This window comes from Thalassotalea montiporae (assembly GCF_053485855.1).
On sequence record NZ_JBQRUO010000001.1, the window covers coordinates 1,430,791 to 1,452,590 of the forward strand.

The following is a 21,800-nucleotide window of genomic DNA, read 5'->3' on the forward strand; positions in this document are numbered from 1 at the left end:
ACTAAGGAAGTGAAATGAGATTACTACCTTCTTTACTCGCAGCGTCAATTGTGCTTGGCTTATCGGGCGCATCAAGCGACGCATTCGCGGCGAAAGGCGATAAGAAAGCAGACGCTAGCATTTATAGCAGTATTAAATTAAGAAACATGGGGCCAGCAGTTACTGGTGGTCGAGTCAGTGACTTTGCCTTTAATCCAGAAAACCCAGCAGAATACTTTGTTGCCACTGCCTCTGGCGGTATGTGGAAAACAGACAATGCCGGCGTTACTTGGCAAGCAGTTGCTGACACTATGCCAAGCTACTCGTATGGTGATGTCACCATGGATCCAAACAACAAAAATGTGATTTGGGCGGGTACTGGTGAAAATAATTCACAGCGCTCAGTTGCCTATGGTGACGGGGTATATAAATCGGTTGATGGCGGTCAAAGCTGGGAAAACGTTGGCCTGAAAAATTCAGAGCATATTGGCGAGATCTTAATTGACCCAAGAAACTCTGACGTTGTTTATGTGGCCTCGCAAGGCCCATTGTGGAGCAAGGGCGGCGATCGTGGTTTATTTAAAACCACGGACGGCGGTAAAACGTGGGAAAACGTGCTAGAAATTAGCGAGCACACCGGGGTGAGTGATATCGCCTTTGACCCACAAAACCCAGATGTGATTTACGCTACTTCGTACCAGCGTCGCCGCCATGTTTGGACGTTGATCAATGGTGGCCCAGAATCAAGCATTTATAAATCAACCGATGCCGGTAAAACGTGGAACAAGATTGAAAAGGGCTTACCAAGCGTTGATAAAGGCCGTATCGGTATTGATGTAGCGCCTACCGATGGCAATATTATCTACGCCATTGTTGAAGCGGCAGATGGGAAATCAGGCTTTTATCGCTCAACCGACGCTGGTGCTAGCTGGCATAAGCAAAGCAGTTATGTGTCGGGTAGCCCGCAGTACTACCAAGAAATTGTTGTTGACCCTAAAAATCCGCACCGTGTTTACTCGCTTGATACCTACTTAATGGTTTCAGAAGACGGCGGTAAAAACTTTACTCGCGCAGGCGAAGCACACAAGCACGTTGATAACCACGCATTATGGATTGACCCGAACAACACCAATCACTTGATCATTGGTAGTGACGGTGGTGTTTATGAATCGTGGGATCGCGCCAAGAACTGGACGTTTAAAGACAATATGCCGTTAACTCAGTTCTATAAAGTGACGGTGGATAACGACTACCCGTTCTACAACGTGTTTGGTGGTACGCAGGATAACGCCTCTCTAGGCGCTCCGCATCGCACCACAACAGAGTCGGGTATTCAAAACAGCGACTGGTTGTTTACTCAATTTGGTGATGGTTTTAAAACGGTTATCGATCCGAAAAATCCAGATATTATCTACTCGCAATACCAATACGGCGGTTTAGCCCGTTACGACAAGCAATCAGGTGAGCGTGTGCAAATGCAACCAGTTACGCCAGATCCAGCTGTTGCCCAACGTTTTAACTGGAACTCGCCGCTGCTGATTAGCCCACACAACAATGAACGTATTTACTACGGCTCACAAACCTTGTTCCAATCAGATAATCGCGGTGACGACTGGCGTACCATCAGTGGTGACTTATCACGTAATATCGACCGCAATAAGTTAGAAGTGATGGACACAGTTTGGGGCGTTGATACGGTAGCGAAAAATACCTCAACGTCATTCTACGGCTCGCTTATCGCGCTAACAGAATCACCATTGCAAGAAGGCTTGCTATACACGGGTAGTGATGATGGCGTAATGCATGTCACCAAAGACGGCGGCCAAGCGTGGACAAAATTAGACTGGCCTTCAAAAGTGCCAGACAACTCTTATGTTGCAGATATGGAAGCGTCAGTATTTGACAAAAATACCGTATTTGCAGTATTTGATAACCACAAGCGTGGCGATTTCAAACCATACGTATACCGCAGCGACAACAATGGTAAAAGCTGGAAAAACATTACAGGTGATTTACCTGTGCGTGGCTCAACTTACACCATTGCTCAAGATCACCAAAATAAAGACTTACTTTTCGTCGGTACTGAATTTGGTGTCTTCTTCACGCAAAATGGCGGTAAAAACTGGGTACAGTTAAAGTCGGGTATTCCTACAATCGCCGTGCGTGATATTGAAATTCAACGCCGTGAAAGCGATTTAGCGTTAGCAACGTTTGGTCGTGGTTTCTACATCTTAGATGACTACTCACCATTGCGTGAAGATGCCAAAGCGGTGAAAAAGCAAGACGCAACACTATTCCCAGTGCGCCGTGCTTTCCAATTTATCGAGCACAGCCCACTAGGATTGCCAGGTAAAGCAATGCGCGGTGCTGATTTCTACTTTGCCGAAAACCCAGAATACGGTGCAGCGTTTAGTTTCTACATTAACGAAGAGTTCAAATCGTTAAAGGCGCAGCGTCAGGCAAAAGAAGCCGAACTACGTAAAGATGAAAAGCCAGTTTACTACCCAAGCTGGGATGCACTCAAAGAAGAAGACTTTGAGCAAAAGCCAAGCCTGTTGCTAACAGTACGCGATGATGAAGGCAATATTGTTCGTCGTATCAAAGCACCTGCGAAAAAAGGCTTTAACCGCATTCATTGGGATTTACGCTACCCAGGTTTTGAGCCAATTGATGCCAGTGGCGACCAAGATGCAGGCTGGTTAGTGGTGCCGGGTAAATACACGGTTTCGCTATCTAAACTCGTAAAAGGTGTTGAAACGCCATACGATCAAGAGCAAAGCTTTGAAGTGGTTTCTATCGATAACCGCACCTTCCCAAGCACAGATCGCAAAGCCGACTTAGCCTTTGATATGAAAGCAGGCCGATTAAGCAATGCGATTGCTGGCGCGCGTAAATACCTAGGTGAGCTGGAATCACGTATTAAGCACATCAAGGTTGCAACCACAGAAACACTGGCACTTGACCAAGCAACGCTTGCACTTGCTCACCAAATGCAGCGTGACTTGCAAGAGATCAAGCTCGATCTAAACGGTGATTCAGTAGTAGCAAAACGTTCTGAGCCAACGCCAACGTCAGTTAATGGCTATATTGGTTATCTTATGTGGTCACGTAGCGAAAGCACCAGCCCTGTTAGCGGCCAGCAAAAGCTGCGCTTTAAGCGTGCGAGCGAAGGCTATGCTGATATATACCAACGCATTGCCCAGTTAGCTGAATCTGTGAAATTGACAGAAGAAGCAATTGCCAAAGCAGGTGGTAACTGGTTACCGGGCACTATGCCAGCCGATGGGAAATAGGCACTGAGGTAACCCTGATAGGCTAAGTGGCTTATTAAGTTAAGCCATTCTAGCCTTATATACCAATTCTCTGTTCTTTAGATGGTTTATATTAATTTGAAGATCGAGACAGGATTATTAAAAAAGCGCTAAACATTGTTTAGCGCTTTTTGAGTAGTAAGCCTAAGTTTATTAGATTCAGAGCCAAACCAAGCTGGTTGGGGATACTTGGTCTGACTCTAACTCCTAAAATCTAGACTGAAAAACGAGCTTACATTTAGCTAATTAACTTATTCGCTTTCGATTAACTGATTTAATGCAACGGTTTCAGCTTTTACTTTTGCCGTTTGCTTACCGTGCGTATCGGTTTTTTGTGTGACTAGCACGTTGTCTAACTTAATCGTCAGTGGTGCTTGATTGTTTAAGCTCTGGCGAAGATAATCTTGCGCCACAACTTGTAGTTGAACTGGGTTAATTGCAACTGCAGCTTCAGCAGCTGTTGAATTGTAGACACTCTCTGCATTTGCGGTAAATGCGAGCGCGCCAGTGATAAGTGCAAGCAGAGTTGTTTTCATGATGGTACCTTTATCTTACATACATAAGTTACGTCAATATTCCTTATAGATGTCAAAGGACCAATCTCTATCGCGCTAAGTTGTGGGTTGGGAACACAACTAAAGTTTTATAGCCATATCTATTGATATATAAGGCCTAGAGATGTTGTCCTTCATCTACGGTGTATATTCTAAGCAAGGTGGTTAAAAAATAACACTGACATAAATTCACGTTATTCATTAGAAAAACTAATGCAAATCATTGCTGAATTTTCATTTGTTTGTCATAATCTCAGGCTATAGTCTTTCACTTTGAAGCGAATTTATTTTGGCCTCTCGTTTACCTCCATTAAACGCACTTCGCGCCTTTGAAGCAGCTGCCAGGCACCTAAGTTTTACCCGTGCGGCAGAAGAGCTTTTTGTGACGCAGGCGGCAATCAGTCATCAAATTAAATCATTGGAAGAGCATCTTGGTATCAAGCTCTTTATGCGTAAAAACCGTGCTTTACTGTTAACAGAAGAAGGGCAAGCGTATTTTCTCGATATCAAAGATATTTTTACCGCCCTGCATGATGCTACTGAGAAGCTGCTTGCCCGTGGCGCCAAAGGTGCGATCACCGTAAGTTTGCAGCCAAGTTTTGCTATTCAATGGCTAGTACCGCGTTTAAATGCGTTTAATATTTTGCATCCAGATATTGATGTGCGAATTAAAGCGGTAGACCAACCAGATAACTCATTAACGGAAGATGTTGATGTCGCGATTTATTATGGTCGTGGCCGTTGGACCAATGTGCTGGCGGAAAAGCTTCATACAGAATATTTGATCCCTGTCTGTTCGCCGCTACTGGTCAATGGTAAAAAACCGCTATTTACCGTAAACGATTTAGCCCAACACAACTTATTGCACGATACTTCCCGTCGTGATTGGAAGCGCTGGTTTAAGGAAGTGGGGGTAAAAGGGGTGAATGTGAATCATGGCCCGATATTTAGTCACTCTTCGATGGTTTTGCAGGCGGCAATTCACGGTCAGGGGGTGGCGTTAGCACATAGTGTGCTAGCCAAGCCCGATATCGACTCTGGTCGTTTGGTTACGCCGTTTAATGATGTATTGGTCAGTAATAATGCCTACTACATTGTTTGTCGAGAGCATCAGGCTGATGTCGGTAAAATATCTGCGTTTCGCGATTGGGTATTAGAAACCGTGGAAGAAGAGCAAGACCAAATTGAAGATGGACAACTGTTATAAGCTGTTCAATCAAAGTAACACATTCAAGCGAGAAAAAGTTGTCAAAACAAAAACCTACTTCTGAAAAAGCGGGTGTTGAGCAAACATCAGTGATTATTGAGCAGGCAGCAAGCCCCAAAGCCATTGTGATTTTTGCCCATGGTGCTGGTGCCGATAAAAGCCATGAGTTTATGGCAAAGGTCAGCCAGCACCTAGTTGAGCGCAATATTTCGGTATTGCGTTTTAACTTTCCTTATATGGATAAACGCTTGGCGGATGGTAAAAAGCGTCCGCCGGATCGCATGCCAAAGTTATTACCTTGTTTTCTTAATATCATCAATCAGTTGAGCGAGCACTTCACTGACGTTGATGCCAATGAATTGGCAAAAATTCCTTTGTTTATTGGCGGTAAATCTATGGGGAGTCGCGTCGCGGCAACCATCACCAGCGAAACACTAGCTGGCGAGTTAAAAGAAGATATAAAGCTAAATCGAGACATTGCAGGCACGTTTTGTCTAGGCTATCCGTTTTATCCAATTGGTAAGCCTGAGAAAACTCGTTTGGCGCCGCTTACTGAGCGCCACAAAGATAACTCGATATTAATAGTGCAGGGCAGTCGCGACAAGCTTGGTGACAAGCAAGCGATTGAAAGCTATCACTTACCTGCTCAATGCCAAGTCACTTTTCTCGAAGACGGCGATCATGATTTGAAACCTAGGGTAAAATCAGGCTTTACGCATGCTGAGCATATCCAAACGGCAGCTAATGCGATTAGTGAATATATTGATAGTGTTGTTTTGCCTTAAGCACAAGCCAATCAGTTAGGCTTCGCTAATTAGCTGATTCCTATAAATGGAGAGCACATATAATGTTTACTTGGCAACATCGCGTTTTAGCGGTTTTTATTGGCGTTAGTGGGTGTTTTTGCGTATTATTCGGCGCTTGGCTCGCTCACGCTGGCGGGCATTTATCGCCAGAGGTGATAACCCGATTGGAAACAGCTCACCAATACCATATTTTACATACCTTAGCGCTGTTAGGACTGTTGATTTGGCGTCAACAAGCTAAATCGAGATTATTAGCGGCAAGTAGTTGGCTAATGGTGGCTGGCATGTGTGGTTTTAGCGGTAGTTTATACTTTAAAACCTTACTAATGATGCCTGAGCTTGGCAAAATGGCGCCTTTTGGTGGCGTAAGTTTAGCGCTGGCATGGCTGTGTATTGCTATTTATGGTGTTACGGGTGCAGCAAAAAGCCAGCGTATTGAAGAATTGAAATAGGTCGTAATAAATGAAAACCTCCATTGTATTATATTGCCGCCCAGGCTTTGAAAAAGAGTGTGGTGCGGAAATTCAGGAAAAAGCGGCATGGAACGAAATTTACGGCTATTTGGAAATAGTTAAAAAGCAAGGCTTAGTATTTTTCCATCTGCATAACGCAGAAGACGGCGAAACCTTAATGGAAAAGCTGCCATTAAAGCGTTTGATTTTCACCCGTCAGTGGTTTGTTACCTTAACGGAAAAAATTGAACTGCCTGACTACAACCGCGTTGAAGCCATTGTTGAAGCCCTAGGCACCGATTGGCAATATGCCGATTTGCGAATGGAAACGCCAGACACTAATGATGGTAAAGCGCTAACTAAGTTTTGTCGTAAATTAGCAGTACCACTGCGCCAAGCGCTAAGAAAGCAAAAAGTATTAACTGAGCAAGGTGACGATGACGGCGCTGTGCTGCACGCTTTGTTCTTATCTGGCAAAGAAGTGATTTTAGGCTTCTCGTTAGGCACGAATACCTCACAACATGTAATGGGTATTCCACGTTTAAAATTCCCATCACAAGCACCAAGTCGCTCAACCTTAAAACTTGATGAAGCGTTTTTATACTTCGTGCCGAAAAAAGATTGGGAATCACGTTTAACTTCTGGTTTAAATGCGGTGGATTTAGGTGCTGCGCCAGGCGGTTGGACATACCAACTAGTGCGTCGCGGTATGATGGTATCAGCCGTCGATAATGGCCCAATGGCTGAATCTTTAATGGAAACAGGGCAAGTTAAACATTATCAAATTGATGGTTTTAAATTTAAACCGGCCAAGCAAAATGTGTATTGGTTAGTGTGTGATATGGTGGAAAAGCCACATCGCGTTGCTTACCTTATGACTGACTGGTTACTACATGGCTTTTGTAAAGAAGCGATGTTCAACCTTAAGTTGCCAATGAAAGGGCGTTATCAGCAAGTGCAAAAAGACCTGCAAATGATCAAAGACCGATTTGCTGAACACGATGTTAGGTACGAGATGTACGCAAAGCATTTATATTACGATCGTGAAGAAATCACGGTACACGCTCGTTTATTGTCGCCAGCACCACTAGCGCGCTAAGTAGTTAACCCTAGGCGTTTAGAACTACGTCATTAGACTAAATAATTGGCCTGAAAGTAGATATAAAAAACCGACAATTAAGTCGGTTTTTTTGTTTTTGTGCTTTTAGCTATTTAGATAAGCTAGAGCACTCAATCTATAACAAACAAGCGTTAATTATAAACGCTCTAGTACTGCGTCAGTGAAGTCAGTTGTACCGTGAGAACCGCCTAAGTCGCGGGTTGTACGGTCGCCTGATTCAATAACTTCAGTAATTGCGTTGCGAATAGCTTGTGCTTTGTCACCCATTTCTAAGTACTCAAGCATTTGGATAGCGGCAAGAATAACTGAAGTCGGGTTAGCTAGGTTTTTACCAGCGATATCTGGTGCACTGCCGTGAACCGCTTCAAAGATTGCACAGTCGTCACCGATGTTAGCACCAGGAGCCATACCTAAACCGCCAACTAAACCTGCACATAAGTCAGATAAAATATCACCGAAAAGGTTAGTGGTAACAATAACGTCGAACTGCTCTGGGTTCATTACTAACTGCATACAACAGTTATCAACGATCATTTCTGCAGATTCGATATCTGGGTAACGCTCACCAACTTCACGAGCAACTTTTAAGAATAAACCAGAAGTTGATTTAAGAATGTTAGCCTTGTGAACCGCAGTTACCTTTTTACGGCCCTCTTTGCGAGCAGTTTCGTAAGCAAATTCAACAATGCGCTCAGCACCTTCACGAGTGATTTGGCTCATCGCTTCTGCTGTTTCACCGCAGTCAGATACGTTTTGACCTAAGCCAGAGTACATACCTTGAGTGTTTTCACGAACGGTAATAATGTCGATGTTTTCGTAGCGAGCTTTAGTGCCTTTGAACGAAATTACAGGGCGCATGTTTGCGTATAGCTGGAATTGCTTACGTAATGTTACGTTGATTGACGTAAAGCCTTCGCCTACAGGTGTTGTTAATGGGCCTTTAAGCGTGATTTTGTTCTTTTTAATTAGCTCTAAAGTCTCTTCTGGAACTAATTCACCGTGCTTTTCTAGTGCTACTAGGCCTGCATCAGCGTATTCATATTCAAAATCACAACCTGCTTTGTCTAATACTTTGATCGTTGCGTCGATAATATCAGGACCGATACCGTCGCCAGGAATTACTGTGATAGTTTGCTTAGCCATTTATTGTACCTTTAAAGATTTGTCAGAAGTCTTTTCAAAGCATAGCCTAATCGTTATTTCCAGCATCAAATTGGCAAGAAATAAACGCGCGCTTGGTGCGCTAAAGTAAGTATTTAGTTAGGCTATGTGAAAAAAAGCGCGCCTTTATACCATGGCTTAAGGCTGTAAGCTAGTGTGAAAACTTACGTGGTGAGTTTTATGTGGGCAAATTTTATATGAGGGCGTTTTATTAGTGAAAATTCAGCAGATAAATAAATTAGTCTTTGCAAGTGAGCAGCTTAAAGGGATTTAAACTGCTCGTAAGCGACATTGCCAATGGCAGTAAGTAGGCCATTGCTAAACAGGAGTGGCGTACACTCTTCTTGCGTGGTAATACCATCTGATTTCACGTGTTGAGTGCGGTAGAACATCACTTGATAGTTCACGTTATCCACTTTTTTCGCTTCAGTGATATCTGGGCTGCCCAAATTTTCAAGTGCCTGTTCAAAAGTAAAGTTATCAAGCTGTAGCTTTGAAATGTATTGACGGTTGAACGCTTCGCGATCTTCCCATTTCATATTGGCGGGGTCGTCGTTATAAAAATTGACCACTAACAACACAAAAATGCCGTAAGCTGCTAATGCCAATAAAATACGGAAGATAACTTTTTTACTCATAACTCTAGAAGAATTTGCTGGAATTTTGATTAGTAATATCAGCCACTGTAACCGCCACTTACTAACCTTAATATTTATTGTAGCTGACTCTTAGCATAGCGAGTTATTGGCAAGTTTTAAATAGCTTGTTGATGATTTGCAACAATTTTTATAGGCCAACCAATTCTTACTAAATTGTCATTAGCCGAATGTCTTTGAGGTTAAAACCTAGGGGAATATTTTGCTTTAAAGTGAGCAGTTGATGGCTCAGTTTGAGCATGTCCTTCCCTTGATCTAGCTTTTGTTTGACCGACGATTTTATTTTATCTGCAGCCAAAATAGCATTGACCGAACCATAGTCTTTAATTAACTCCGCAGCGGTAATTTGGCCAATGCCAGCCACGCCTGGAATTTTATTGGTGCTATCACCAGTTAATGCCCATAAATCAATTAGTTGATTCGATTTTACACTGAATTTTTGTTCGATATAGTTATCGTCTAAGAAGCGGCGGTTAAAGTAATCATAGACTTGAATATTTTCATTAATCAGCGATAAAAAGCACTTATCGGTTGAGACTATGGTGACTTTTTGGTTTCGCAGCGCCACTTTGATCGCCAGGGTCGCAATCACATCGTCTGCTTCGTCTTCCTCGGGCTCAATAGAATCAATACCTTTGCTTAACAAGGCATCTTGAATGTCACTTAATTTGGCTGCTAAATGCTCAGGCATTTTTTTGCGGCCTTTTTTGTAGTCGGGGTAGAGTTGATAACGCCAACAGGGTTGCTCGCTGTCAAATACGGCAACCCCATGCGTTGGTGTTAAAAATTCCAAAATATTGGCAACAGCGGTCGCCGACGCTTGCGCTGTGTTGTGAAGCACTTGCTGTTTCGTGTTTTCCGACAACTCATTGTTGAGCAGGAATGGTCGCTCTTGAACAGCATAAATGCGCCTAATTAAATTAAGCGCATCAATGAGTACAACATGTGCTGTCATGCAGGCTGACCCTGAATGGTTGAAGCGGCATCAGCGCCTTGTGCAACGCGATAGCAAGGAATGTATTCACTACCCGGCAGCTTCATACGCTGCTGTTTTACAAATGAATCTAGCAATTTATCCATTAACGACATAATTTTCTCTTCCCCAGAAATTACAAACGGGCCATGTTCCCTAATGGCCTTAATACCGTTGGCTTTGACATTGCCAGCCACAATACCGGAGAAAATTCGGCGCAAGTTGGCGGCTAAAGCAGCGGTATCCATATCTGTTTTTACCGTTAAGTTTGCCATGTTCTCATGGGTTGGTTCAAATGGTTGTTGAAATTCCTGATCAATTTCTAATGACCAATTGAAGTGAAAGGCATCACCTTTGGCTTTGCGATAGGCGAGCACTTGCTCCACTTCTTCGCTTAACGCGCGGGCAACACTTGGCGCATCATCAACAATAATTCGATAATGCTTACGCACTTGCTCGCCAAGCGTGGCAACGACAAATTTGTCAATCTCTTGGAAATAAGCTTCGCTTTCTTTCGGGCCAGTTAAAATAATGGGTAAGTGTTGCTCTTTGTTTTTCTCGTTGAGCATAATGCCAAGAATATAAAGAAATTCCTCTGCAGTCCCAGCGCCGCCAGGAAAGATGATAATGCCATGCGATAAACGAACGAACGCCTCTAACCGCTTTTCGATATCCGGCATAATAATCAGTTCATTTACGATAGGGTTTGGCGGCTCGGCAGCAATGATACTGGGCTCGGTTAGCCCTAAATAGCGGCCAGTAAGGTTGCGCTGTTTGGCATGGCCGATAGTCGCGCCTTTCATTGGGCCTTTCATGGCGCCCGGGCCACAACCTGTACAAATATTAAAGCCGCGTAGGCCAAGTTGGTAGCCAACTTCTTTGGTGTATTTGTATTCGGTTGTGTTGATTGAATGTCCGCCCCAGCAGGTAATTAAACCGGGCACAGACTCAGGTAAAATGGCATTGGCGTTGCGCAAAATATCAAAAACAATATGCGTCGTTTTTTCACTTTCGCAGCTAAGGTTATCGCACAGTCCGTCGTACTTATCATTGATAAATAGAATGTCACGCAAAACGGCAGATAAGTGCTCGCGAATACCACGGATAATTTTGTTATCGACAAAGGCATCTTGTGGCGGGTTGGTTAGCTCTAATTTTACACCGCGTTCGATGCGCAATACATTGATGTGAAAGTCCAGAAATTGCTGATAAATTTCTTCTGCATCATCGGTATGGCTACCTACATTTAATACCGCTAGTGAGCAATTACGGTACAGCTGAAAAAGCTTACTTTCTGCAGATTCTTGTAATTGATCAATCTCTATTTGTGACAATAAATTCATGTTGCCAACAGGGTTAATTAAAGTTTTCATCCTGATCCCCTTATTCAATTGGTCATTGAAAAGCAATGACGATCCCACTAGTGCCATGGCGATAAGCCAATAGCAGCTAGCGCCTGTTTACTTATTGTGCGTAGATTATTCGGTTTTTACCTTGATGTTTTGCTTGATATAACGCCTCATCGGCGCGTTCGAAGGCAAGGTGAATATTGTCACCATGCTTAATGTGAGTAACACCAATTGACGTGGTGATATTGACTTTGTTATTTCTGAACTTAAATGGCAGTTTAGCAATCGTTTTACGGAAGTTTTCCAGCGCAGCCATTACTTCCTTTTCATTTAACTCGTTAAACACTAAAACAAACTCTTCACCGCCATAGCGGGCAATGAATACATTCTTGGTTAGCGCTTTGGTCAAGGTAGCAGCAATGACTTGCAAGGTTTTATCACCGGCAGTGTGGCCATAGGTGTCATTAATTTGTTTAAAGTCATCTAAATCGATAACCGCCACTGCGAGCTCAAACTGTTTGTGATTGAAACGCACCATTTGCTTAGCAAAATACTCGTCAAAAGCGGCGCGATTATTTAGCTTTGTTAATGCATCTTGCAGGCTAATGCGCTGTTGCTCTAGCATGCGTTGTTCAAAGTGTTTACTTTGTTTTTCCAATTCACTGACTTTGGTACGCATGGCTAAAAGCTGTTGCTCTAGCTGTTCAAAATAGCCAAGCTCTAAGCTATTTTTTTGCTCAATTGTTTGTGTGATGGTTTCAAATTTTGCCATCAGCTCCGCTTTGGCTTCAGTGAGGCTCGGCGCAGATTCGATCATCTCAGCGATATCACCTAACTGGCTGTTAAGTGATTCATTAATACTTTCTTGTTCACTGCGGTGGCCTTGAGAGTTTGACAGGGTAGATTTAACCGCGCGCTGCACTTTGGATAACGCACCAGAGAGCGTTGATAAAAAGGTTTTAGCCGTTTTACGCTCTTGTTCCATATCTTCAGCAACAAGATTTAATACTGCCACTATGTTGTTGAGCAAGCTATCATCGATATGCTGTGTATTTCCAAGCTCATCTTTTAAGTGATTCAGCTTTTGTTGCAGCTGCTCAGATAACTTAATGTTGCTTAGAATTGAGGTAATACGCTCAATAAAGCCCTTGGCACTTTTAGCGGCCTCCGGCTGGTTACCATTCGGTTGATTTTTCGGCGACGCCGCACTAGATTGCATTGCAGCATGAGCTTGTCCGCTCACTTGAATACTGTCTTTTGCCGCCAACACTTCGCCATAGATTGACAGTAGTTCGCTTAACTGCGGGACATATTGAATAACCGTGTCTTTAGTGTCTGAGTTTTCGGTTAATAAGCTTCGTAAACTGCGTCTTGACTGCGGTGGCAACCCTTTCGCTTTTTGCAGTGTCGTACCCGCGCCGTGGAACTTTTGGTGTAAGTCGCGAATATTAAGCTCGTTTTTACTGGCTTGTTTGTTTAACAGCTTAGAAACGTTTGCGAGTTCTTTTTCAACATCTGCTAGCGGCGCACTCTTTTTTAGCATGGCGCGTAGCTTTGCCATACGGTTGTCTAATTCAAGATCTTGTCCTTTACACAAACGCGACAGCTTAACCAAAAAGTCGGTTAACAAGGTTGAACGTTTATTAAAGTCTTCTTCTAGCGTTGAACGCGCTTGAATAGAGGCATCAAGTTTGGCTTTGAGTTGGCGAAGTTGACTCTGAAAAACAGACGTTTCACTCATGGGTAAATGATTTCCTGAATAAAATGGGCTTTCAATATGTTGGTTAGCAATAAAATTGCTCGTACCTGAAAATGAGTTTGAAAATTACGTTATAGCCTGATGAATTTCGACAGCAGTTACTTTCACTATAATAGTTCAATTTATAATATCACTGTATATAAGAACGGTTAATAAAACTATTTGTCCCACTGAGATTTTGTAAAAATTTAAGATTTTTCGACCAAGCCCCGAATTTTCAAGCGCACTAACATGGTAATCATTGGCAAAGCAGGTAAACTTACGCCATCGAATGATTCGACACATTTATTTAACATCTTATTTTAAGAATATAGTTTGATTATGAACAAAATTACTAAGCGTTTGTCACCCATTGCTTTATTTTTGACCTGCGCCTTTTCTCAATCTGCATTGGCCGATGTTAAGGTCAACATTGATTTATCAAAAGCTGAGCATCACTACGCTAAAGTTAAAATGGCGTTACCAGCGTCAACACAAGCGTCAATTGACTTAAAACTGCCAACATGGCGCACAGGGCGTTATGAAATTTTAAACCTTGCCAATGGTATTCGTGAATTCAACGTAAAAGATAGCGACCTTACTTGGCAGAAAATCGACAAAGATACTTGGCGTATCTCCGGTGACTTAAGCGACGGCGTTGATGTGAGTTACCAAGTGTATGCCAATCAACTGGGTTACCGCACACGTCACGTAGACGACAGCCACGCGTTTTTAGATGCCTCCGGTGTTGTTATGTACACCGATGAAAGCCGCGACGACAAACACGTGATTCAACTGAAAGTACCGAAAAAGTGGCGCAGTGTGTCAGGTTTGAAAAAAGGCCGTAACAAGCACCAGTTTATTGCCGCCGATTACGATTTGTTGATCGACTCGCCGATTGAAACAGGCATTAACGACTTTTATAAGTTCGATGTTGATGGTCGCGATTACGAGCTGGTGATTTGGGGTAAAGGAAATTACGATGCTGAGCAAATGGTTGAGGATTTGGAAAAGATCGTCAGCCATGGTGACACCATTTGGTCTGACTTCCCGTTCGATCGTTATGTATTCATGGTTCACGCCACAAGTGGTGCGCGTGGTGCTACTGAGCATATTAACTCAACGATTATTCAGCGTGATCGCTATACCTTTGCTGAGCGCAAAGATTACCTTAGCTTTTTAGGTACTGCCGCACATGAGTTTGTTCATACGTGGAACGTAAAGCAATATCGCCCAGAAGGGCTAGTGCCGTACGATTACCAAGGTGAAAACTACTCTAACTTACTGTGGTTATCTGAAGGCTCAACCAGCTACTTGCAAAATCAACTGCTGATGCGCGGTGATATTATGACTAGCAAAGAATGGCTAGATCACCTTGCTCGTCGTATTAATAGCTATTTAAGAAAGCCGGGTCGTGACAGCCAATCAGTGGCTGAGGCAAGCTTTGATAAGTGGATCAGCGAAGGCGGTGATTACCACAAAAACCATAGTGTGAATATTTACTCAGAAGGTTTCTTGGTGTCTTGGATGTTGGACTTCGACATTCTAGAAAAAACGGGCTTAAAACAGAGTTACCGCAATGTTCACGACATTTTATACAAAGAGTTTAGTATTCCTAAAACTTTTAACGACCAAGACGTTCGCAATATCCTACAACGCGTGACTGGTGAAGATTATCAAGCGTGGTGGGCAGAAAATATCGACGGCCATGCCAAGCCAAGCTTCGACAAGTTACTGGCCAAAGCCGGCTTAGAGATCAGCTATGGTAAAACGGATAAAACTAAGGCGTGGTCAGGTATTGCTACGAAAGCCGATACTAATGGCTTGAAAATTACTAGTGTTGAAAAAGGCAGCCCTGCATGGCGTGCCGGCTTAACAACCGATGATATTATTGTTGCCGTTGATGGCTTGCGCATGAAAGATAAAGACTTAACTAAACGCTTAAGCAACTTTAAGCCAAAGCAAAAAGTAACCTTTACTTTCTTCCGTCGTGATCAGCTTGTCACTAAAACAGTTAAACTTGGTGAGCTACCAGCAGGTAAGCTAAAAGTGCAACCTATGGCTGACGCGAGCGAAGCACAAAAAGCCTTCTATAAAGCCTGGACAGGCTTAGCATTTCCTGAAAAATAGCGTTAACTTAAACGTTAAGTAAACAAAAAAGCACCCTAGGGTGCTTTTTTAATGTATCAAATCTGTTGAACTTGGTGTGTACTTTAAGTTTTAAAAGCCACCAGAGGCACTAATACAGTTCGTTTAGCAGGATTAACATGCGATAGATACTTTGCTTGTTCTTTCGCTTACTTTGCAGCTGTCTTTGTCGCTAGTTGCGTCAGTAAAAGGCTGATAACCATTACGACCATTTTGTTTGGCTTCATATAGCGCCGTGTCCGCTTGAATATATAGCTCTTGGGGTGTTGTTGGTTGCTCAACATTGTCACTAAATAGCTGTGTTACACCTAAGCTGATGGTTACATAGTCACACACTGATGATTGTGGATGTGTAATATTTTCTTCTCTAACCGCGTTGGCGAGTTTGTCAGCCAACTGGCAGGCACTAGCTTTGTTTGTGCTTGGTAAAATTATTGCAAATTCTTCACCACCAATTCTCGCTACTATGTCGGTGTCGCGTTTAGCCACACGCGATAAAGTGCTAGCAATTATTTTTAAACATTGATCACCAGCTGGATGGCCGAGGGAGTCATTGTATTTCTTGAAGAAATCAACATCTAAAATAATCAATGACAATGGCTGTTGGTTACGATGATGCAGATCGACCAAATAATTGAGCTTGTCATCGAAAAAGCCACGGTTGTTCAACTGTGTGAGCGGGTCAGTGTTCTTTAAATGTGTCAGCTCTTTGTTCAACCTTTTTAATTCTTTGTTTTGCTTGCTTAGCGTTTTACTAAACCTGAATTTAGTTGAAATTAGAGCCGCTAATATTAAGGGGTAAAAGGCAAGTGCTACAAAGAGCTCCAAACCTGCGGTATTCAGATAAAACACGTGATAGAAAACGCTAGACGCAATAACAGGCACAGTGCTGATCACTAGCAACCGCAAACTTGTGGTTATGCTTATTGCTAAACTGAAAAAGGCAACTAATAGAATATTTTCGGCCGCGCTGTATACCGACCATAAATTCGCCAAAGTACTAGCAATAAGTAACCAATTAATAACGGATAAGCCAACAGTGATATTGGCAGTTGTTTTATCTAGCTTATCTAGTGTTTTAAATTTATACGCAAAATGGCTAATACCAATTAAATAGCTGGCTAAACTCGTTAAATACGCAGGCGCAGTAATTAGCTGGAACTTGTAAACAAACGCGAAAACAGTCCAGTGGACAATCGAAATAGACAGCCATAACCAACTGTACGATCGCCATTGTGAATTGAGGAAATTTGGGCTGATAGCACTAGGTAAACTTTGATTAGTCAATACACCCTCCGCTTTACGCGTTGATTACTTCTATTGAAAAGATGCCATAGTGGTAAGCAGCGCAGATCACTATGGCAAAGTTTAGCTAGGCGTAATAATAGACTAAAAGTTAAGCTATTTATGGGTGATAATGTTAACCAAAGGTAAAAGTTTTTTATTGTCTTAGCGAGCGTGAGCTCGGCGCGTTTGACGGCAGCGAACTGCGATAAGGGTTAATATCTAAGCCACCTCGACGGGTATAGCGAGCAAAAACCGTTAAATACTTAGGGTTACAAAACTGCTGGATATCACAATAGATGCGTTCGACACATTGTTCGTGAAATTCATTGTGATCACGAAATGAGATGAGATATTTCAGTAGCTTTTCTTTATTAATTTCATTGCCCGTATAGCTAATATAAACACTGGCCCAATCTGGCTGATTGGTAATTAAACAATTCGACTTTAATAAATGGCTAACCAGCTGTTCGGTCACTTGTTTTTTGCCCTTGTCTGTCGCATCAGCTAAAAGTGTTGGCTGATATTGGTATTGTTCAATCTCGACATCTAACTCATCAATACAAGTGGCCTTGGTCGCTGCGATAGCCAGAGGTGGGCAGTTATCGACAGGAAATAAACGCACGGTGGCATGAGCACCTGCCACTTTCGATAAGTCATTGGTCATATGCTCAAGCACTTGTGCTTGGCTATCAAAACGCGTTTGATTGAAGCTGTTTAGGTACAATTTGAACGACTTAGATTCGATTAAATTATCGCTTGAACAAGGAAAGTGGAATTCTGCAACCGCAACGACTGGCTTACCTTTAGCATTCAGCCAAGAAACTTCGTAGCCATACCAGATATCTTCACCAAAAAACGGTAAGTTACTTTGGTCTATGTCTAAATCGTCGCGATTTAAACTACGTGGCACTCCTTGCAGCAAGCTTGGATCATACTGGTCGCTATAATCTGTTGCTTTTCCTAACGTTAAACCTTCTAATAGGCCACTGTTTTGATACTTTGCCATGAACTGCTTAATAAAAATTGAAATGTTAACGAATTAATGGCGCTATTTTACTAGGATTTTGACCAAGATGACACGCCCAGACAATGAATTAAGCAGACAATTACACGCCTTAGCATCAAGTTTTGTGTCGGCTTTTCAAGACAAACATGGTCATTTACCTGTTATTGAAAAAGACGAAGAATGGCCATCTCCATGCTTGGCAGGGGAATACTCAACTGATGCTAACTTTTGGCAGCCGGCAAGTGTAGAAAGCACAGAAAGTCCATTGTCTTTTGATAATGTTGAGCAGGCGCTTGAATTGTCATTACACCCCGATATCAAAACTTATTTCACGACACTTTATAGCGAAAGTTTCGATCTAAGCTGTGATGATGGCAACTTGACCTTATTATTTCCTTGGAGCGAAGCCGACTTTGGTCGTCTACAAGAGAACATTATTGGCCATGTGCTAATGAAGCGTAAGCTTAAACAAGATGTGACTATATTTTTTGCACTTACCGATCAAGACGACTTTATTTTATCGCTTGATAACCAAACAGGTGAAGTGTGGGTAGAGCAGGTCGGTAAAGCGCCCCATAAAAAACTTGCAGACAATTTAACGGAATTTCTAAGCCAGTTAACACCTGTGATTTATGATTAATTGCAAAATATTGTTTTTGTGACGCTACCTAGGCCAGAGGTTATTTAGCTTTAAGTAGCTGTTGTATTTCAGCAAGCTCTTCTTGCAGCGGCTTAACCGCTGCTGCAACCGCCTTCTCGATATGACTTTGTAGCTTATCTTGTAACAGTGCCAATTGCGTCTCTGATAACTCCACCGTTTGAATATTTTCACTACTTTTATCAGCACTATTTGAATCCTTATTCGCCTTATCAACACTGATGTTCTCTGGCTGATGTTGCCAGCTTTTAAGGGTGTTAATAATCGTGGGTAATGGCGCCGCTTCGCTGAGTTTTGCCTTCACTTTCGCGACTGTTGGGCTTTGTCCATCGTTGGCGAGTTGGTTAGCGATGGCTAAAATTTCGTCTTTAATCGTCATAATGCTTAATCGTGTGAAAAAATTAACAAGTATTAGCAAATATGACCAAGTTCTAAATTTCAAAGCTCTGATGAATTCATTAAAAAATTAACAAAATCAACACCTTGAAATCTTGGTGCATGACTTGCTGAGTGGTAAACAATAATAATCAAACTTAGGGAATTATAGAAGATGAAAAAGTCACTTGTTTTATTATTAACTGCATTACCGCTAACAATGGCATTGAGTGGCTGTGTAGTTTCAGTGGGTGGTGACGATGGTCACTACGGTTATGATTTAGGTGATCGAGAATACGAAAACCGTAAAAAGATCGCGCGCTTACAATTGAATGCGTCTTTTGCTGATGTGCAATCACGTTTAGGTGTGGCAGATTTTAATGAGGTTTACCAAAAAGACGGTGAAAATGTGCAAGTACTTTATTACCGCACTAACCGTAAACACAAAGACGGCATCACCACGAAAGACGAATGTACACCACTCATTTTCCGCGATGGTTTGTTAGTTAGCTGGGGTGAAATGGCTTACGCCCAACTTTAAATCGACAAACTAGCTAACCTTAAAGCCGAAGCGCTAACCTTACCGTTAGCGCTTTTTTGTACTTGTTTTTCGGCTATTTTGAATTGGTATTTCAGTTAATTAAATTGATATCAGAAGTTAAAGCTACCTTAGCTGAGAATCTAGGCTATCAACAATTTCAGCCCAATCAGCGTCTTCCGCAATCGCTTGCTCAAGAAAATCTTGTTGTGCTTTACTCCAAAAACTTGCCTGCGCCAGCCTAACTGAACTGGGTATGCCTTTATGTTTGGCTATAAAGGCATTGATTTCAGCGGGTGAATTTGCAAGCCCTAATTGTGCAAACAGCGTATTCGTTGAATGTAAGGAAGTGTCCATAAATAGGCCTTTCAAAGCTAACGAGATTGTGTTTTTTATTATTTAATTATAGTGGAGCTTAACAAGGGTGAGAGGAAAAGTAATAAAAGCGAACACTGATTGTTTATTGACCTAATTCTTCGCTTGTTGCTATGGTGGTATTGCAAACAAGAAAAATAAAAACGATTAGCGAATAGTGCACGTACTACTACAATAAATTAACAACAGGTTTGTACGCTATTGCCGTGATAAAGATGCTTATTTTAATTGGTATGAATATAAAAGCACAAATCACACGCTATCAAGCAATTAAAAAATGGGGGAGTCTATGACGCAAACGGTATCCGCACCACAAGATGTAGATATTCGAGCAACTTATTTAGCCGCAGAGGATCTTAAGCTTGCCGCTTCTTTACTGTATCAAGCCTACCACGATGACCCTGTCTTTTTAGAAATTTTCCATGGCGACAAAGAAGATTACGAACAACGGCTGCGTACGTCAATTCGTGAAGAATTAGGTGCGTTTTGGCAAGCTAAACAGCCGATGGTTGGTTTGTATCTCGGTGAGGCCATGGTGGGCGTTGCTTGTTTAAATGGGCCAGATGATGGCGTTGGCTTTGAACGCTTTTGGCATTGGCGCCTAAAAATGCTGTTAAACGCAGGGTACTTCTCTACCAAACAAATGATGGAAAAAGAAAAGCTGATCATGTCGCAAGTGCCCTTAACGAAATTCCATATGCTCAGCTTTATTGCTATTCATCCTCTGCATCAACATCACGGTTTTGGTCATTATTTAATGGCTGCAGTTAATACCGTGCTTGAAGAGCACCCTGATAGCCAAGGTGTTGCCGTATACGCCACTAATGATAAGTATCGAGAGTTTTTCAAAGACGTAGATTACGAGCTGATCAAAGAAGTGCAAGTGGGTAAAGTAAACGGTGCGCTCATGGTGCATCACAGAGAAAATACACTAACGGGGAGCTAAGCATGGCAACGCCCAAAAAATATCAAAGTTTTGAAGAATTTTACCCGTTTTACCTTTCGCAGCATCAAAATAAAATTTGCCGAGGTTTACATTACATCGGTAGCGCAGTAGCACTTGCATTACTCGCATTAGCCTTTGTTAAGCAAACTTGGTGGCTGGTATTGCTAGCCCTTGTATCCGGCTATGCCTTTGCTTGGGTCGGACATTTTTTCTTTGAGAAGAATCGTCCGGCAACCTTTACCTATCCTTGGTACAGCTTTATTGGTGACTGGCGAATGCTTAAAGAGTTTTTAACGAACCGCCAAAGCCCAAAACAATAGTGTTATAAATTGCGAATTTAGTGAAAGCACCAAATTGATGGAATCAATTGGTGCTTTTTTATGTTGATGACGTTCATTTACTTAGGCTCTGTGCTAATAGATGTCAATGCGCGTGAATAGGCTTGATTTATATTGTATTGCTGACGTTTAGCTTGCTACACTTTGCCCGTTTTTGACCTTAATGACCTAATTTATATCTCTATGAAGTTCAGCCCACTTGTCCAAGAATTAATTGAATCTTTTCGTTGCTTACCCGGTGTCGGTGCCAAAACTGCTCAGCGTATGGCGTTTCACTTATTAGAGCGAAACCGTCAAGGTGGTGCTAAGCTGGCGGAAACGATGGCAAAAGCAATGGAGCAGGTCGGGCATTGTCAGCAGTGTCGTAACTTTACTGAACAAACCTTATGCGATATTTGTGAAAGCCCGCGTCGCCAGCATGCTGAGCAATTATGTATTGTTGAAAGCCCAGCAGATGTTATTGCCATCGAGCAAACGGGTGAGTTTCAAGGTCGATACTTTATTTTAATGGGGCATCTATCACCAATCGACGGTATTGGCCCAGAAGACTTGGGGTTAGACTTGCTTGAAGCACAACTACAACAGGGCGGTATTAAGGAAGTGATTTTAGCCACCAACCCAACAGTTGAAGGGGAAGCGACTGCGCACTTTATCGCTGAAATGGCAAAGTCATTTGAAGTCAATTTATCGCGTATCGCTCATGGGGTGCCAGTAGGCGGCGAGCTTGAGTATGTTGATGGCAATACTTTGTCACATGCATTGTCAGGTCGAAAAAGCTATCAGGTTTAGTTCTATTTGGTATAGCTCCATTTAGCATAAGTTA

At 42.4% G+C, this 21,800-nt stretch carries 21 protein-coding genes; 11 read left to right on the forward strand and 10 right to left on the reverse strand.

Annotated elements, in window-relative coordinates:
* Window positions 1–14 precede the first annotated feature (14 nt).
* On the forward strand, window positions 15–3,272 hold the full coding sequence (locus ACSLUR_RS06165; protein WP_448552762.1) for a WD40/YVTN/BNR-like repeat-containing protein: 3,258 nt from the start codon (window positions 15–17) through the stop codon (window positions 3,270–3,272).
* A gap of 269 nt (window positions 3,273–3,541) precedes the next feature.
* Here ACSLUR_RS06165 and ACSLUR_RS06170 read toward each other — a convergent pair whose 3' ends face one another.
* Window positions 3,542–3,826 carry a hypothetical protein gene (locus ACSLUR_RS06170; RefSeq protein WP_448552764.1) on the reverse strand — a complete coding sequence of 95 codons (285 nt, stop codon included), beginning with the start codon at window positions 3,824–3,826 and terminating at the stop codon, window positions 3,542–3,544.
* A 307-nt stretch (window positions 3,827–4,133) separates the two neighbouring features.
* Here ACSLUR_RS06170 and gcvA point away from each other — a divergent pair, with 307 nt between their 5' ends.
* The 4 genes from gcvA (at window position 4,134) to rlmM (ending at window position 7,408) form a co-directional block, all read left to right on the forward strand.
* On the forward strand, window positions 4,134–5,051 hold the full coding sequence (gene gcvA, locus ACSLUR_RS06175; protein WP_115999885.1) for a transcriptional regulator GcvA: 918 nt from the start codon (window positions 4,134–4,136) through the stop codon (window positions 5,049–5,051).
* Between the two features lie 38 nt (window positions 5,052–5,089).
* The gene (locus ACSLUR_RS06180; protein ID WP_448552766.1) at window positions 5,090–5,836 is read left to right on the forward strand and encodes an alpha/beta family hydrolase; all 747 of its coding nucleotides are present in this window, start codon (window positions 5,090–5,092) and stop codon (window positions 5,834–5,836) included.
* Window positions 5,837–5,898: 62 nt separating this feature from the next.
* A complete protein-coding gene (locus tag ACSLUR_RS06185) occupies window positions 5,899–6,309 on the forward strand; it encodes a DUF423 domain-containing protein (RefSeq protein ID WP_448552768.1) in 411 nt (136 codons plus the stop codon).
* Window positions 6,310–6,319: 10 nt separating this feature from the next.
* Entirely contained in the window at window positions 6,320–7,408 is a 1,089-nt protein-coding gene (gene rlmM, locus ACSLUR_RS06190) for a 23S rRNA (cytidine(2498)-2'-O)-methyltransferase RlmM (RefSeq protein WP_448552770.1), read from the forward strand.
* A 156-nt stretch (window positions 7,409–7,564) separates the two neighbouring features.
* Here the strand turns inward: rlmM and ACSLUR_RS06195 are convergent, their stop codons facing one another.
* The 5 genes from ACSLUR_RS06195 to ACSLUR_RS06215 form a co-directional block, all read right to left on the reverse strand.
* Window positions 7,565–8,572, reverse strand: coding sequence for an isocitrate dehydrogenase (locus ACSLUR_RS06195; RefSeq protein WP_115999888.1), 1,008 nt, complete (start codon window positions 8,570–8,572; stop codon window positions 7,565–7,567).
* A 278-nt stretch (window positions 8,573–8,850) separates the two neighbouring features.
* Window positions 8,851–9,228 carry a DUF3192 domain-containing protein gene (locus tag ACSLUR_RS06200; RefSeq protein WP_115999889.1) on the reverse strand — a complete coding sequence of 126 codons (378 nt, stop codon included), beginning with the start codon at window positions 9,226–9,228 and terminating at the stop codon, window positions 8,851–8,853.
* 169 nt (window positions 9,229–9,397) lie between these two features.
* The gene (xni, locus tag ACSLUR_RS06205) at window positions 9,398–10,201 is read right to left on the reverse strand and encodes a flap endonuclease Xni (protein ID WP_115999890.1); all 804 of its coding nucleotides are present in this window, start codon (window positions 10,199–10,201) and stop codon (window positions 9,398–9,400) included.
* On the reverse strand, window positions 10,198–11,592 hold the full coding sequence (ppnN, locus tag ACSLUR_RS06210) for a nucleotide 5'-monophosphate nucleosidase PpnN (protein ID WP_448552773.1): 1,395 nt from the start codon (window positions 11,590–11,592) through the stop codon (window positions 10,198–10,200). Before ppnN ends, xni begins: the two co-directional genes overlap by 4 nt.
* A gap of 91 nt (window positions 11,593–11,683) precedes the next feature.
* Window positions 11,684–13,309: a GGDEF domain-containing protein gene (locus tag ACSLUR_RS06215; RefSeq protein ID WP_448552775.1), complete on the reverse strand. Its 1,626-nt coding sequence runs from the start codon at window positions 13,307–13,309 to the stop codon at window positions 11,684–11,686.
* Between the two features lie 339 nt (window positions 13,310–13,648).
* On the opposite strand from ACSLUR_RS06215, the gene ACSLUR_RS06220 reads away from it, so the two are divergent.
* Complete coding sequence (locus ACSLUR_RS06220; protein WP_448552777.1) at window positions 13,649–15,436, forward strand: M61 family metallopeptidase; 1,788 nt, start codon at window positions 13,649–13,651, stop codon at window positions 15,434–15,436.
* Window positions 15,437–15,568: 132 nt separating this feature from the next.
* Here ACSLUR_RS06220 and ACSLUR_RS06225 read toward each other — a convergent pair whose 3' ends face one another.
* Window positions 15,569–16,741, reverse strand: coding sequence for a GGDEF domain-containing protein (locus ACSLUR_RS06225; protein WP_448552779.1), 1,173 nt, complete (start codon window positions 16,739–16,741; stop codon window positions 15,569–15,571).
* A 154-nt stretch (window positions 16,742–16,895) separates the two neighbouring features.
* A complete protein-coding gene (gene queF / locus ACSLUR_RS06230) occupies window positions 16,896–17,747 on the reverse strand; it encodes an NADPH-dependent 7-cyano-7-deazaguanine reductase QueF (RefSeq protein WP_448552781.1) in 852 nt (283 codons plus the stop codon).
* A gap of 67 nt (window positions 17,748–17,814) precedes the next feature.
* Here queF and syd point away from each other — a divergent pair, with 67 nt between their 5' ends.
* Window positions 17,815–18,387, forward strand: a complete 573-nt coding sequence (syd, locus tag ACSLUR_RS06235; protein WP_448552783.1) for a SecY-interacting protein — start codon at window positions 17,815–17,817, stop codon at window positions 18,385–18,387.
* Between the two features lie 40 nt (window positions 18,388–18,427).
* Here the strand turns inward: syd and ACSLUR_RS06240 are convergent, their stop codons facing one another.
* Window positions 18,428–18,784, reverse strand: coding sequence for a DNA-binding protein (locus tag ACSLUR_RS06240; RefSeq protein WP_448552785.1), 357 nt, complete (start codon window positions 18,782–18,784; stop codon window positions 18,428–18,430).
* A 171-nt stretch (window positions 18,785–18,955) separates the two neighbouring features.
* Between ACSLUR_RS06240 and ACSLUR_RS06245 the strand changes: the two genes are divergently transcribed.
* Window positions 18,956–19,321 carry a DUF3192 domain-containing protein gene (locus tag ACSLUR_RS06245; protein ID WP_115999897.1) on the forward strand — a complete coding sequence of 122 codons (366 nt, stop codon included), beginning with the start codon at window positions 18,956–18,958 and terminating at the stop codon, window positions 19,319–19,321.
* A 123-nt stretch (window positions 19,322–19,444) separates the two neighbouring features.
* Here the strand turns inward: ACSLUR_RS06245 and ACSLUR_RS06250 are convergent, their stop codons facing one another.
* Entirely contained in the window at window positions 19,445–19,675 is a 231-nt protein-coding gene (locus ACSLUR_RS06250) for a DUF2789 domain-containing protein (protein ID WP_448552788.1), read from the reverse strand.
* A gap of 307 nt (window positions 19,676–19,982) precedes the next feature.
* Between ACSLUR_RS06250 and ACSLUR_RS06255 the strand changes: the two genes are divergently transcribed.
* The 3 genes from ACSLUR_RS06255 to recR all read left to right on the forward strand — a co-directional run bounded on the left by ACSLUR_RS06255 (window position 19,983) and on the right by recR (window position 21,766).
* Entirely contained in the window at window positions 19,983–20,639 is a 657-nt protein-coding gene (locus tag ACSLUR_RS06255) for a GNAT family N-acetyltransferase (RefSeq protein ID WP_448552790.1), read from the forward strand.
* 2 nt (window positions 20,640–20,641) lie between these two features.
* Window positions 20,642–20,959 (forward strand): Mpo1-like protein, encoded by a 318-nt coding sequence (locus tag ACSLUR_RS06260; RefSeq protein WP_116013920.1) that lies wholly within the window; start codon window positions 20,642–20,644, stop codon window positions 20,957–20,959.
* Window positions 20,960–21,160: 201 nt separating this feature from the next.
* Window positions 21,161–21,766, forward strand: coding sequence for a recombination mediator RecR (recR, locus tag ACSLUR_RS06265; RefSeq protein WP_116013919.1), 606 nt, complete (start codon window positions 21,161–21,163; stop codon window positions 21,764–21,766).
* Window positions 21,767–21,800 lie beyond the last annotated feature (34 nt).

What these genes read in the sequence shown, in the direction of transcription:
- ACSLUR_RS06240 (WP_448552785.1), bottom strand. Translation starts at nt 18,784, where the DNA reads ATGACGATTAAAGACGAAATTTTAGCCATCGCTAACCAACTCGCCAAC.
- ppnN (WP_448552773.1), bottom strand. Translation starts at nt 11,592, where the DNA reads ATGAAAACTTTAATTAACCCTGTTGGCAACATGAATTTATTGTCACAA.
- rlmM (WP_448552770.1), top strand. Translation starts at nt 6,320, where the DNA reads ATGAAAACCTCCATTGTATTATATTGCCGCCCAGGCTTTGAAAAAGAG.
- ACSLUR_RS06215 (WP_448552775.1), bottom strand. Translation starts at nt 13,309, where the DNA reads ATGAGTGAAACGTCTGTTTTTCAGAGTCAACTTCGCCAACTCAAAGCC.
- xni (WP_115999890.1), bottom strand. Translation starts at nt 10,201, where the DNA reads ATGACAGCACATGTTGTACTCATTGATGCGCTTAATTTAATTAGGCGC.
- ACSLUR_RS06170 (WP_448552764.1), bottom strand. Translation starts at nt 3,826, where the DNA reads ATGAAAACAACTCTGCTTGCACTTATCACTGGCGCGCTCGCATTTACC.
- ACSLUR_RS06165 (WP_448552762.1), top strand. Translation starts at nt 15, where the DNA reads ATGAGATTACTACCTTCTTTACTCGCAGCGTCAATTGTGCTTGGCTTA.
- ACSLUR_RS06220 (WP_448552777.1), top strand. Translation starts at nt 13,649, where the DNA reads ATGAACAAAATTACTAAGCGTTTGTCACCCATTGCTTTATTTTTGACC.
- ACSLUR_RS06245 (WP_115999897.1), top strand. Translation starts at nt 18,956, where the DNA reads ATGAAAAAGTCACTTGTTTTATTATTAACTGCATTACCGCTAACAATG.
- recR (WP_116013919.1), top strand. Translation starts at nt 21,161, where the DNA reads ATGAAGTTCAGCCCACTTGTCCAAGAATTAATTGAATCTTTTCGTTGC.
- ACSLUR_RS06195 (WP_115999888.1), bottom strand. Translation starts at nt 8,572, where the DNA reads ATGGCTAAGCAAACTATCACAGTAATTCCTGGCGACGGTATCGGTCCT.
- ACSLUR_RS06185 (WP_448552768.1), top strand. Translation starts at nt 5,899, where the DNA reads ATGTTTACTTGGCAACATCGCGTTTTAGCGGTTTTTATTGGCGTTAGT.
- syd (WP_448552783.1), top strand. Translation starts at nt 17,815, where the DNA reads ATGACACGCCCAGACAATGAATTAAGCAGACAATTACACGCCTTAGCA.
- ACSLUR_RS06250 (WP_448552788.1), bottom strand. Translation starts at nt 19,675, where the DNA reads ATGGACACTTCCTTACATTCAACGAATACGCTGTTTGCACAATTAGGG.
- queF (WP_448552781.1), bottom strand. Translation starts at nt 17,747, where the DNA reads ATGGCAAAGTATCAAAACAGTGGCCTATTAGAAGGTTTAACGTTAGGA.
- ACSLUR_RS06260 (WP_116013920.1), top strand. Translation starts at nt 20,642, where the DNA reads ATGGCAACGCCCAAAAAATATCAAAGTTTTGAAGAATTTTACCCGTTT.
- ACSLUR_RS06255 (WP_448552790.1), top strand. Translation starts at nt 19,983, where the DNA reads ATGACGCAAACGGTATCCGCACCACAAGATGTAGATATTCGAGCAACT.
- ACSLUR_RS06200 (WP_115999889.1), bottom strand. Translation starts at nt 9,228, where the DNA reads ATGAGTAAAAAAGTTATCTTCCGTATTTTATTGGCATTAGCAGCTTAC.